This window comes from Rhizobium sp. SRDI943, from assembly GCF_057653695.1.
In genome coordinates this window covers 25,623-37,434 of sequence record NZ_JBYGKN010000003.1, presented here as the reverse complement: position 1 = coordinate 37,434, position 11,812 = coordinate 25,623, and the positions used below count along the sequence as shown (strand labels likewise).

The following is an 11,812-nucleotide window of genomic DNA, read 5'->3' as shown; positions in this document are numbered from 1 at the left end:
CGGTGACGTGGACTCTTCACCGCAGGCGCTCAGAAGCCGTGAGAATCCGCTGGGTCGAGCGGCGGCATCGCTTAGCAGTCCTCAACAGGAATGCCACCGGCAGCGATAATCGCCTCGGCGGTATCGACATCGGTTAGCGCCGCGGCTCCTATCTCGACCTCAATGACCTGCAGCCCCGATGTTCTGATCAGGTCACGGGCACCGATATCGCCCCTCAAGCGCAGAACGCTGTCGTTAAGGGACCGTGGCAAGATTACCGGGTTGCCTCGCATACCCTCAGAAGCGGCGCAAACGATTGCGGCGCCGTCCGCGACTTGGAACGCGTCAATCAGCTGATTCAGATTGTCTGTAGAAATGCCTGGCATATCGGCAAGCAACATCAGAACACCATCGGCGCCGTCGGCTACAGCAGCGGCAAATCCGGCCGCCAGTGAACTCGACATGCCCGCTCGGTAGTCTGGATTGACGATAATATGCAGGGGCAGGCCGGTGAGAACGTCCCGGATATCGTCTTGCCGATGGCCGACGACGACGACGATGGAAACGGCGCTACTGGCCTTGGCGACCAAAGCCGAGCGACGCACGAGCGGCATTCCGTCAAACATGGCCAACAGCTTGTGCCCGCCATTCGAGCCCATGCGCGTTGCCAAGCCAGCCGCCAGCACGACGATTGATACATTCGGCTTTGCTCCCATCTCTTTCCCGATCCCACCAGCGCCGCAGCGTCCTCCGTCGACGAGCTCCAGGTTACGAGGTCGCGAACGTGCAGCCGCTTAGCGTCCAGGCAAGCTATTTTCCATCTGCGTCATCGTCGGAGGGTGAGCCTCTCCATAGGCGCTACGCAGGCATCGTCTGGCGGCTGCTCGTGCGAAGCGCTTTGATGACCTGAGCAAGGATCGCTACGGCGATCTCAGCTGGATTGGATGCGCCGATGTCGAGCCCGATCGGCGCGTGGATCGTCGAAAGCGCATCGGCACCGAAGCCGTATGCGGCAAGGCGGCCTGTCCGCGCTGCGTGGGTCTTTCGGCTGCCGAGCGCGCCGATATAGAAGCAGCCGGTGCGCAATGCCTCGGCCAAGGGAAAATCATCGATCTTGGGATCGTGGGTGAGTGCGACTAAGGCGGTATAGCGGTCGAGTGGATCCGCTATCAACGCATCGACGGGCCAATCGGTGCACATCTGCGCATCGGGAAAGCGATCATGCGTCGCAAAGGCTGTGCGCGGATCGATGATGCGCACATCGAAGCCGGCCAACCTTGCCATCGGCGTCAGATACTGGCTGATATGGACGGCGCCGATGACGGCGATGCGCGGGGCAGGTATGTAGACATTGAGGAAGCCGCTGGCATCTATCGTGTCGAAAGCCATCGAGCGGCCAGACCGAAAGGCGCCTTCGACGAGCGCGGCAAATGGCGGCTCGACCGGATCCCCTTCCAGGAAGATATGCTCTTCTCCCCGAAAATCTGTCAGCAGCACGACGGCGAGACGCTTCCGGCGCGCGGCGTTCAGACGCTGCAGGCTGTCGCGGAGCATCAGCCGAGCCTCTCGACAAAGACACGGATGCGCCCGCCGCACGACAGCCCGGCGCGCCAGGTGGTCTCGTCCGCAACGCCGAATTCCAGCATCTGCGCCTTGCCGGCGGCAATTACCTCGGCAGCGGCGGTAACCACCGCACCCTCGACGCAGCCACCGGAAACCGAACCCTCGAAGTTGCCATCACCATCGACCACCAGATGACTGCCAACCGGACGCGGCGCCGAACCCCACGTCTCGATCACCGTCGCAATCGCAACAGCACGGCCCGTTTCCATCCAGTGCTCGGCCGTCAGCAGCGGGTCGGTCAGGTTCGTCTGGATGGTCATTCCTGCGGGCCTCAATCTAGTGTCGGTTTAGTTCTGAAAAGACTTCGGCAATATCCGCCTCTTTGACGCTGTCTCCTACATACCAGCTCAAAGTGTCGTAGAAGCCGAGAAAGGAGCCCTTTGTCTTGGCAAGAAGGGCCATGGCTTCGGCAGCGGAGATCGAAAGCCTGCTGACGAAGAAACCAACGAGAGCGGCCTCGGCGTTCGGGTGGGCAAAGACAAGCGCTGTCGGAGAATTGGCCGAAATCGTCGGCAGCGCCGGAGCCTCTGACCTGCATGGCAAGGTGATCGACAAGCGGATGTCTCTGGAGGATGCAGCCGCTTCGATTACAAAAGCCTCGGCATCGAGAACCCAAGCCGAACGCGACGTGTCGAAATACTGGAAATCGCGCTGCGCCAGGCCAAGCGTTACCCTCTTCGCTTCTCCTGGCGCCAGATGAAGCTTGGTGAAAGACTTGAGCTCACGGACGGGTCGTTTGAGACCCGGCTTAATCGGCCGGACATAGAGTTGCACGATTTCCTTGCCGGCAACCGTACCTGTGTTGCGAATGGTAAGGGCGGCGGTGCAGCCGGCGCCGGGCGTGATCTCGTGCGTATCGAGCCTGAGATCCTCATAGGCGAACGTGGTGTAGCTGAGCCCATGTCCGAACGGAAAGGCTGGCGTCATCGCCTTCAGATCGTAGAACCGGTAACCGACGAAAATGCCCTCGCTATAGACATGCCGGCCATGCTCGCCCGGATAGGTGTGCCAGCCCGGAATATCCTGCATGCGAACCGGCATGCTGGCGGAGAGCTTGCCGCACGGGTTCTGCTCGCCAAACAGGATGCGGGCCAGTGCTTCGCCACCGCCCTGCCCGGCATAGAAACTGGCCAGGACGGCGTCGACATCCCCGATCCACGGCATCTCGACCGTGTCTGGCATCGAGAGCACGACGACGAGCTTGCGACCTGTCGCCGACAACGCCGTGATGAGTGCATCGTGGCTGGCGGCGAGCTTCAGTGTGTCGCGGTCGTTGCCCTCGCCGTGACGGCTCTTCTCGTTTTCCGCAAACATGACAACTACATTGGCACCCTCCGCGGCTTCGACGATCGCCTCGATCGACGCAGTCACGTCGGGCTGCGCGACCGGCGAGAAGGGCAGATGCCGGACCTTCAGGCTGTCTCCTGCCCGCGCGGCAATCTGAACGAACGGACCGTCGACGCGATAGGGATTGGTGGTGGCCGAGCCGGAGCCTTGGATAACAGGAGTGACGGCGCCGTCGCCGACAATGAGAAGCTCACCCGGCCCGCCGGGATCGAGCGGCAGCGCCTGGCCCTCATTGCGCAGCAGCACGATCGATTCCGCCGCGATGTCGCGCGCCAGCACATGATGCGCCTCGAAATCCGCCGGCGTGCCGCGCCGCTCGCTCGACTTGCATTTGCGCACGAACGCCAGAACATTGGCGCAAGCCGCATCGATCACCTCGGGCGCCACGTCGCCGGCGTTGATCGCCGCATGGAGACGCGCTTTGCGGGGCTTGCTTTCCGGCATGTCGAGTTCGGTGCCGGCATCGAGTGCAGCGCCACGATCCTTGATCGCGTGCCAGTCTGACAGGACAAGCCCGTCATAGCCCCATTCACCGCGCAGCACGGTTCGCAACAGCCAATGATGTTCGGCGGCCTGGATGCCGTTCAGCGGATTATAAGCGCTCATCACGGTCCACGGCGCGCTCTTTTCGATGGCCCGCTCGAAGCCTGCCAAGTATATTTCGCGCAGGGCGCGTTCATCGACATCGGAACTGGTCGTGGTTCGCTCGATTTCGGAATTATTGCAGGCGAAATGCTTGAGCGAGGCGCCGACGCCGTTATCCTGCAATCCGCAGATGACAGCCGCCGCCATGTCGCCGCTGATAACAGGATCCTCGGAATAATATTCGTAAGCCCGCCCGGCCAGCGGCGTGCGCCTTATGTTGATGCCGGGGCCCAAAAGCAGATGAACCCCGAAATCCTGGCACTCGGCCGCCAGTGCAGCGCCCATGCGATAGGCAAGATCAATATCCCAGGAACAGCCGAGCAGATTGCCGTTGGGAAAGCACGTGGCTGGACGGGTGGCCCCGAACATGCCGCCCGATCCGTCGCCCTGTTGCCCGACGAGATCGAGGAACGCCCGCAGACTGTCTTCGTCGTTATCGCCGGCGTCGATCTGGGTGGTCGAGTAGCGCACCCCATAGGCCCCATCGGTCATGACGATCGAAGGAACACCAAGCCTGCTGATCGATGCCGTCTTCCACAGGCCACGCCCGCTCAGGAGATCGACCTTTTCGGCCACCGTCATCTGATCGACAAGCGCTCGAATTTCGGCGTCGCTCGGCTGGAACATGAGTGGTCTCCGGTACTGCGGATCAGGCGTGTGTCAACAGATCTTCTGGAGGAGTTCCATCAGCATCATCCGCTCGGCAAGCGTCAGCGTGCTCAGCGTTTCCTGCGAGATCTGCAGCGCGACCGACAGGTTGCGGGCGACTGTCACCTCGCCTTCCGGCGTCAGCGTCAGCACCAGCCGGCGCGCGTCGGTCGAGTCGGGGGCGGTGTGAACGAGGCCACGCTTCACCAGTCGATCGACGACGCCCTTGATCGTCGCCATATCCATGGCGGTCTCGCGGCCGAGATTGCCCTGCGAACAGGGCTGCAGGTCCTTCAGCCTGACGAGCGCCGCCCATTGGGTGGTGGTCAGCTTCTCCGCCATCAGGCTCGCAAAGATCGCCACGTGCCGCTGGTTGGCCTGGCGCAGATAGAAGCCGATCTGCTCGCCAAGCGCATACTGTGCCTGCTGGCCGGACCCTTCGGTCGCTGCGGTCTTTTGTCGGCCGCCTTTGTCTTTGAACGGAACGTCCATAGGATCTCTCAAATCTGCCTGTTCGTCGTGGTGACTGGCAATGGCGCTACCGAATTTACTCTCGCCATAATTTCAGAATGGCTTCTGTCGTTAGAATTTCAATCTGCTCCGAAAGCCTTGGCGCCAGGATCTCGATGACCATGGCGTGCGCCTTCAAGTCGCCGCTTGCCAGTGCGTCCTCGGCGAGGATGACCCGGTAACCGGCGTCGACCGCATCAAGAACGCTGGCGTAGACGCAGACGTCGGTCTCGACGCCCGAGAAAATCAGCGTGTCCGTTGCCGATCCTTGCAAGCGCGCAGTAAACCCGGGCGAGCCAAAGACCGAGTAGGTCTTTTTGTCGACGATGGAGCCTGGAGCGGCGATCGCCGAAAGCGGCGCCACCAGATCCAGCATGGCGACATCGAGTTCATCCAGCGTCACCGATGACCACCGACGATAGTAGGTCTTCCAGCGACCCGTGGCATCTTCGGCATTTTGGGGCACCATGAAGCGAGCAAAGACAGTCTCAGCGGGCCGCGCTTTGCTGAGCGCCACCACATTGGGAAGGATGCCTTCGATCGCTGGCGTATACCACGCCGTTTGCTCGGCGAAGAGCCGCTGCATGTCGATGACGACATGCAGCGCATTCCTGGAGAGTGGCGCGGGTGCCATCATCAGTCGGCCACCGGGACGGTGTGTTCCGCGGCCCAGGTCAGGGTGATGGTGTCGCCATCGCTCAGGACCTTGCCATCGCGGTTCTGTGCAAACAGCTTCAGCGGCAGACCGTCTGCCGTCTCCAGCAGATAGGACAGCACGGGACCTGCGTAGATGACGGTGGTGATGCGCGCCGTCAGGCTGTTGCCATCCGTCGCACCTGATGCGATCGACATCTTCTCCGGGCGCACCGCGAGCGTGACGTTCGAGCCGCTTGATGGCAACGTGCCGGTGGTCTGAACTACCGTCCCATCGGCGAGACGCACGGCGCCGTTCTCCACGGTGCCGGTGAGGAAGTTGGAATCGCCGAGGAATTCGGCGGCAAAGCGCGTCAGCGGTCTCTCATAGACGGTTTCCGGCTCGCCGATCTGGACGATGCGGCCCTTGTCGAGGATCGCTACCTTATCGGACAGCGTCAGCGCCTCTTCCTGGTCGTGGGTGACGAAGATCGTCGTCAGGCCGCTTTCGCGCTGGATGCGCAGCAGTTCGACCTGCATTTCCTGGCGCAGGCGCCGATCGAGCGCCGACAGCGGCTCGTCGAGGAGCAGCACGCTCGGCTTGATGACCATGGCGCGGGCCAGCGCAACGCGCTGCTGCTGGCCCCCGGACAACTGCTTGGGCATGCGATCGGCAAAGCCAGGCAGATGCACCATTTCCAGCGCGCGGTCGACTTCCTTGCGGGCGGCGGCGCCCTTGATGCCCCGGCGTTCGAGACCGAAGGCGACGTTCTGGGCAATCGTCATATGCGGGAACAGCGCGTAGGACTGGAACATCATGCCGATGTTACGGCCCCAGACCGGAATGTCGGTGACATCATTGTTGCCGATCGTGACGACGCCCTGGTCGGGCTTGATAAAGCCCGCGATGATGCGCAGCAGCGTGGTCTTGCCGGAGCCGGATGGGCCGAGAAGGCTGGTGAAAGAGCCTTCAGGGAACTCGGTGGTGATATCGGACAGGACCGGTGTGCTGCCGTAGGTCTTAGCGACGGAATTGACTTTAACGTTTGTCACTTGTGTCTCCGGGCTTGGCGAAGCGCGCAAAAATCAGGATGATCGTCATCGAGCCGAGCAGAAGCACGGTGGAGATCGCGTTGATTTCAGGGGTGAAGCCCTTGCGGATCGAGGAGTAGATCTGCACCGGCAGGGTGGTGTATCCGGGCGTTGCGAGGAAGTAGGAAATCACGAACTGGTCGAGCGACACTGCGAAGGCGAAGAGCGCGGCGCCAAGGATGCTCGGATAAAGCAGCGGTAGCGTCACCGAGAAGAAGGCGTGAACCGGTGTCGAACCAAGGCTCATCGCGGCTTCTTCAAGGTCGGCGCGGATTGTCTTGAAGCCCGTGCCGACGACCAGAACAACGTAGGGGATGGCGAGTGCCACATGGCCGATCAACAGGGCATGCATGCCGCGCCCGATACCGGTCCAATAAAAGAAGATCAGCATGGCCGTGCCGGTGATCAGCCAGGGAATGGCAATCGGCGGCAGCAGCATCAGTTGCAGGAGACTTCTGCCGCGAAAGGTCCGGCGCGACAGCGCAACGGACGCCATGGTACCCAAAGCCGTCGCCAGAACCGCGGTGATACTCGCGATCACCAGGCTGTTCAGACCCGCCGTCAGAAGGATGCTGTTGTCCCAGAGCGCGTCGTACCATTGCAGCGAGAAATGGAATGGCAGTTCGTAAAGTGGCGAAGCGTTGAACCCCATCGCCATCATCACGAGAATGGGCGTGTAGAGGAAGATGAGGATGGCGATGAGATAGATTGGACCGAGCGTTTTCATGATCCCTTCCTCAAGCGACCGTTCCGCGGCGCAGGACACCGGAGAAGGTTGCGAAAATTGCGAGCACGACCGCCAGCATCGTAAAGGACAACGATGCGCCCAAAGGCCAGTTGAAGGCCTGGGTGAACTGATCCTCGATCACCGTTCCCATGGTCACGCCGACACGACCGCCCAGAATGCGCGGTTCCATGAATGAACCGATGACCGGAATGAAGATCAAAACGGCGCCGGAGATCAGTCCGGGAGCCGCAAGCGGCATCAAAATCTTGAACAGGATGGTCCACCAGCGCGCGCCGAGGCTTGAAGCAGCCTCAATGATCGCGTCGTCGATGGCCACCAGCGCTATGTAGCAGGTCAGGATCATGTACGGCAGATAACCGTGAACAAGACCAACCACCACGGCATAGCGCGTGTAGAGAAAGCCGATGGAACCCGCGTCCGGAACAATCATATGCAGCAGACTGTCGAGAAAGCCGTTTTCGCGCAGCACCATGGTCCACGAAAAGACGCGCACAAGACCGTTGGTCCAGAATGGCAGGAGAATGAGGATCAACAACATCTCGCGCGTCTTGCCGAAGGTCGAGCGGACCAGCGCCACGGCCGCCAGGAAACCAAGCACGGCGCAGAACAGCGTCGTCCAGAAGCCGATCAGCAGCGACGTGATGCCGATCCCGACCAGATAGGGTTGATCGATGAACGCGCGGTACTGCTTCAGCGTAAAGACGATCGGGGTCTTGCCCATCGGTGTCGCCGACATGAAGCTGAACACGAACATGGTCAGCAGCGGCAGAAAGACGGCAAGTGTCAGCCACCCATAGGTCGGCAGCAACAGCGCCGTCGTCGAAACCCATGGCGGGAGTGGGCGCCGGCTGCGCGGACCCGAAGGTCCGCGCTCTGACGCTGATATCAGACGATCATTCTGCATAGAAGGCTTTCACTTCCTGCCAGATATTGTTGAAGGCTTCGCGCCGGTCGTCGGGAATGCCCGAGACAAAGGACGTGGTCTTCAAATATTCGGTCTTGTGTACCAGGCGGGTGAGATCGTCGGCAGGAAGTGCTGAAAGGGCTGCCGAATTTGAAGAAGCGGGGGCTCCAATCTTGGTTGCCCATTCGACATAGAATATCGGATCGATCATCCAGTTGACGAAGGCAAGAGCACCTTCTGGATTCGGAGCCGATGCCGGAACACCGAGACCATCGACCCAACCGACGCCGCCTTCCTTAGGCACTACGAACTGAACCGGAAGTTTAGAAACGCGCTTGGATCGCACCGAGCCGCCCGACCAGAACAGCGACAGGTCGAATTCCTTGGCGGCGAACGACTTGTTCCACTGATCTTCCGTCGACCACAGCAACTTGACGTTCGGCTTGATCGATTTCAGCGCGGCCGTAACAGCAGCCAGATCCTTGGGATCGTTGATGTCCTGCCCGCTCATCAGCGCGCCAACGCCGACATTGATGATGGCGTCGTCGTCCATGGCAACACGGCCCTTATAGGCCGGGTCGGCGAGGACCGCGTAACTGTCGGGAACGGTCATGCCTTCACGGATGGCAAGCGAGGTCATGCCCCAGACCCACGGAACGGCATAACCCTTGCCGTCCTTGCTGAAGTTCGGGTTGGCGCGCAGGGTCTCGTCGACTGTTGACGCGTTTGGAACCTTGCTGAAATCGATCGGCTGCAGCAGGTCTTCGGCAACCGCCTGGGCGCAACGCGCAGCGTTGAGGATAACAAGATCGTAGGCGCCCGGATTCGTGCGCATCTTGGTCAGCATTTCCGATTCCGAGCTGTAGTAGTCATGGACGACTGTGATGCCCGTCTTTTCGGTGAAAGCCTTCAGCGACCAGGCTTCGTCGGTGCCGTAGCCCTGCCAGTTGAGGACCGTGATGGATCCGGCCGAAAAGGCTTTGCGCGGCAAGGTGGAGATGCTGACGCCAGCAATCAGTGCTGCGGACATCAACTTCATTGTGTTGCGTCTGGTGAGTTCAGTCATTGTGGCACCCCTCTTGAAGATACACAGTTATGGACCATCATGACCCGCGGTCATCGACCTCAACGGATCGGCTAGCTTGAAAACAAACAACGTGCTAAAGCGCGCTTAATCATTTGTATGCATACTAAAAGCAGATGAGCATTGTCCGTGGAGCACTGACGTCTCGGCGAAATGAAGCGCGCGCTGCGACGCAGCGGCACACTACTTCTGTAAGAATAGTACATCACTTCACTGAGCGGCCGGCATGAATCCACGGATCTCCTGCAAGCTGTTCGTTCAACCCTCTGACTTTAGCATCAGTCTTTTATTTTATATGTACACAAACTATCTGTGAGGAATCGAGACCTGTCAAGCACTGCCTTGCTTTAGTGAGCGCTTGACGATGAAAAATAGACGTCGAGCCGGCGATCCTCCGCGTGTTCAGCAATCATGACGCGTATTCCGTCGCCGCCCGACACATAGTTGATGTCCTGCCCGTTGATACGGGCGGCAAGAACATCGCCCAATGCCAAGCCTGGCAACTCGATGAAACCTGCCTCGGAGACCGGAGCAATCGTGCAGGCCACCCGCCCGTTGGCGAAGACGATGCGCGACAGCGTAGTGTGCAGATCTGTCTTCAGTGCTGCGCGCCCGTTCAATGTCATCACCAGGGTTCCGGACTTGACGACCAGCTCGAGCGTTCCCGACGGCGAGACCATAGGTCCGAGCACCACATCCCGGCCGGCATGGCGCATCGTCCATCCGGTCCACGGATCGAAGTCAACAATCTCACTGGCAGCCATCAGCGGTAGCATGGCGGCCCAGATGTAGAATGGATCGGTATCGCCTTGGTCCATCGCCTCGCCGGTGACGGCATTGTAGTTTTCGGAGGCGATACGATGCTCGCGCCAATTCTTCATGAACAAGTCGTAGCTCTGGCTTGCCAGCTTGCTCGCCGCCGCCACGAAGCCGTAGCGCCGCAAGCCGAGCCAGACCATGTAGTTGACGTTCGGCCAGATTCGGCCGCGCCAGTAGACGTTGTCGGCGAAGGCCGGATCGTCTCGCGTTGCGTTCGGCAACACGAAATCACCGCCGAAGGTCGTCTCGTCGCTCAGATGCTCGAGCAGACGCTCCGCCTGCGCCGGCGTCGCGGCGCCGCACAGCAGCGGGTAGAAGCTGGTCGGCGACAACGAGCGCACGAAACCGCCGCGCCGCTGGCGATTGGCGAAGATGCCGCGGCTCTCGTCCCAGAGCATCTGCGAGATCAGCGTCCGGTGACGCTCGGCCAGAGCGGCGAATTCGCGGGCATCGTCATGCTTGCCGAGCACGGCGGCCATTTTCGAAAGCATCTCGGCATCGAGAGCGGCCGCGCAGTTAAGGCCGAGATCGAAGGTCGACAGCGTCCGGGTGACGGGATCGTAGATCGCCTCGTCATGGGTCGCGGAATTGTCCATGCCGGTCTCGTTGCGCGCGGCAAAGGCCGTCCCCTTGTAGAGGCCCTCGCCGACATCGGAGGTGCCGCAGGACAAAAGGCCGGTACCATCAGGATCGCGGTTGTCTTGCCACCAGCGCCGATTGCGCACCAGCGCCTCGTAACTTGCCTGGATCATCGATCGCTCGCCGGTCCGCTGGTAGAGCTGCCAGACGACCAGTGCGCCGAACGGCAGCTGGGTGCGATCGACCCAGGCATCGTTGGAGGTGACGATGCAGGCGATATTGCCCTGCGGGGTTGCGCCGGCCATCGCGGTCGCCATGTTCTCGCGCGCCAGATCGGCGTCGAACACGCCCGCAAGAAGGGCGGCGAAAATCTGGTCGTTGAACCAGACGGCGAATTTCCCGAGGTTCCAGATGCGGGTGACGGCGGTGTAGGAACGCGCGTTGGTTTCGTCCCAGATGGTGTTCCAGGCGACGACGTCACGCATCGCGTCGAGCGCGCCCTCGAACATGCCGGTCTGCGCATCGGCGATCGCAGCTGGCGCGCCGGCGGCAAGGCATGCCTGCGCCTTGGCGATCGCCAATTCGGCACTATCGGCGACGCCTGCGGCATAGGCGCCCTGGCGCATCATCTCAAGATTGAAACGCAGGGCAATCAACGGCGCTTCGCTCCTGCGGGTGGCGGTATAGAAATAACCGTTTTCCTCGAAGTCGGCCCGCAGCGCCTCGATCGTCTCGTGGCCAGTGACGTGCACCGGCGCCTCGGCGGTCGCAACCGCCACGAAGCGCGTTCCGACCTTCACCAGCGTGATGTTGCGACCCGCGTCATGGACCACCACATCGCCGCCATCTGAGGAGATTGCCAGCGTCAGCCAGAATCGCAGTCCCCACTCGGCCGATACCTTGCCGTTCCAGCTGCCGCGGATGGCGAAGGGGTCGGTCTTCGTCGTAGAAAAGGCGACCGTCGTGCCGCTGAGCTCGGTCTCCAGCTCGATCAGCGAGCCGTCGATGGAGTGACGGCCGAGGCGAACCATATCGCGTCGCGGCTCGATCGCGGAGGTCGTCTTGCTGCGGGTCGAATAGAGAACCGGTGTGATCCGCACGCCGAGCGGCAGGAAGACCATTTCGGCCGGCCGGTTGGACCAGCTGTTCCAGGCACGCATCAGGGGTATCGTCGAATGTTGTAGCATGGGTCTGTAACTTC

At 61.1% G+C, this 11,812-nt stretch carries 11 protein-coding genes; all 11 read right to left on the bottom strand.

Annotated elements, in window-relative coordinates:
• Positions 1-71: 71 nt before the first annotated feature.
• On the bottom strand, positions 72-695 hold the full coding sequence (locus AC245Y_RS31445) for a nucleotidyltransferase family protein (RefSeq protein ID WP_017997026.1): 624 nt from the start codon (positions 693-695) through the stop codon (positions 72-74).
• 142 nt (positions 696-837) lie between these two features.
• On the bottom strand, positions 838-1,533 hold the full coding sequence (locus tag AC245Y_RS31440) for an XdhC family protein (RefSeq protein WP_017997025.1): 696 nt from the start codon (positions 1,531-1,533) through the stop codon (positions 838-840).
• Positions 1,533-1,862, bottom strand: coding sequence for an XdhC family protein (locus AC245Y_RS31435; RefSeq protein WP_017997024.1), 330 nt, complete (start codon positions 1,860-1,862; stop codon positions 1,533-1,535). Before AC245Y_RS31435 ends, AC245Y_RS31440 begins: the two co-directional genes overlap by 1 nt.
• A 16-nt stretch (positions 1,863-1,878) precedes the next feature.
• Positions 1,879-4,221: a beta-glucosidase family protein gene (locus AC245Y_RS31430; RefSeq protein ID WP_017997023.1), complete on the bottom strand. Its 2,343-nt coding sequence runs from the start codon at positions 4,219-4,221 to the stop codon at positions 1,879-1,881.
• 33 nt (positions 4,222-4,254) lie between these two features.
• Entirely contained in the window at positions 4,255-4,734 is a 480-nt protein-coding gene (locus tag AC245Y_RS31425) for a MarR family winged helix-turn-helix transcriptional regulator (RefSeq protein ID WP_017997022.1), read from the bottom strand.
• 55 nt (positions 4,735-4,789) lie between these two features.
• The gene (locus AC245Y_RS31420) at positions 4,790-5,389 is read right to left on the bottom strand and encodes a cysteine hydrolase family protein (RefSeq protein ID WP_017997021.1); all 600 of its coding nucleotides are present in this window, start codon (positions 5,387-5,389) and stop codon (positions 4,790-4,792) included.
• A complete protein-coding gene (locus tag AC245Y_RS31415; RefSeq protein ID WP_017997020.1) occupies positions 5,389-6,438 on the bottom strand; it encodes an ABC transporter ATP-binding protein in 1,050 nt (349 codons plus the stop codon). The genes AC245Y_RS31420 and AC245Y_RS31415 overlap by 1 nt, the downstream gene beginning before the upstream one ends.
• Positions 6,425-7,204 carry an ABC transporter permease gene (locus AC245Y_RS31410; RefSeq protein ID WP_003554934.1) on the bottom strand — a complete coding sequence of 260 codons (780 nt, stop codon included), beginning with the start codon at positions 7,202-7,204 and terminating at the stop codon, positions 6,425-6,427. Before AC245Y_RS31410 ends, AC245Y_RS31415 begins: the two co-directional genes overlap by 14 nt.
• Positions 7,205-7,214: 10 nt before the next feature.
• Positions 7,215-8,129, bottom strand: a complete 915-nt coding sequence (locus AC245Y_RS31405) for an ABC transporter permease (RefSeq protein WP_017997019.1) — start codon at positions 8,127-8,129, stop codon at positions 7,215-7,217.
• Positions 8,119-9,195, bottom strand: a complete 1,077-nt coding sequence (locus AC245Y_RS31400) for an ABC transporter substrate-binding protein (protein ID WP_003554938.1) — start codon at positions 9,193-9,195, stop codon at positions 8,119-8,121. The genes AC245Y_RS31405 and AC245Y_RS31400 overlap by 11 nt, the downstream gene beginning before the upstream one ends.
• A gap of 365 nt (positions 9,196-9,560) precedes the next feature.
• Complete coding sequence (locus tag AC245Y_RS31395; RefSeq protein ID WP_026157674.1) at positions 9,561-11,798, bottom strand: MGH1-like glycoside hydrolase domain-containing protein; 2,238 nt, start codon at positions 11,796-11,798, stop codon at positions 9,561-9,563.
• Positions 11,799-11,812 lie beyond the last annotated feature (14 nt).

Coding starts and splice junctions, on each gene's coding strand:
- AC245Y_RS31395 (WP_026157674.1), bottom strand. CDS start 11,798: ATGCTACAACATTCGACGATACCCCTGATGCGTGCCTGGAACAGCTGG.
- AC245Y_RS31440 (WP_017997025.1), bottom strand. CDS start 1,533: ATGCTCCGCGACAGCCTGCAGCGTCTGAACGCCGCGCGCCGGAAGCGT.
- AC245Y_RS31430 (WP_017997023.1), bottom strand. CDS start 4,221: ATGTTCCAGCCGAGCGACGCCGAAATTCGAGCGCTTGTCGATCAGATG.
- AC245Y_RS31435 (WP_017997024.1), bottom strand. CDS start 1,862: ATGACCATCCAGACGAACCTGACCGACCCGCTGCTGACGGCCGAGCAC.
- AC245Y_RS31410 (WP_003554934.1), bottom strand. CDS start 7,204: ATGAAAACGCTCGGTCCAATCTATCTCATCGCCATCCTCATCTTCCTC.
- AC245Y_RS31405 (WP_017997019.1), bottom strand. CDS start 8,129: ATGCAGAATGATCGTCTGATATCAGCGTCAGAGCGCGGACCTTCGGGT.
- AC245Y_RS31420 (WP_017997021.1), bottom strand. CDS start 5,389: ATGATGGCACCCGCGCCACTCTCCAGGAATGCGCTGCATGTCGTCATC.
- AC245Y_RS31445 (WP_017997026.1), bottom strand. CDS start 695: ATGGGAGCAAAGCCGAATGTATCAATCGTCGTGCTGGCGGCTGGCTTG.
- AC245Y_RS31425 (WP_017997022.1), bottom strand. CDS start 4,734: ATGGACGTTCCGTTCAAAGACAAAGGCGGCCGACAAAAGACCGCAGCG.
- AC245Y_RS31400 (WP_003554938.1), bottom strand. CDS start 9,195: ATGACTGAACTCACCAGACGCAACACAATGAAGTTGATGTCCGCAGCA.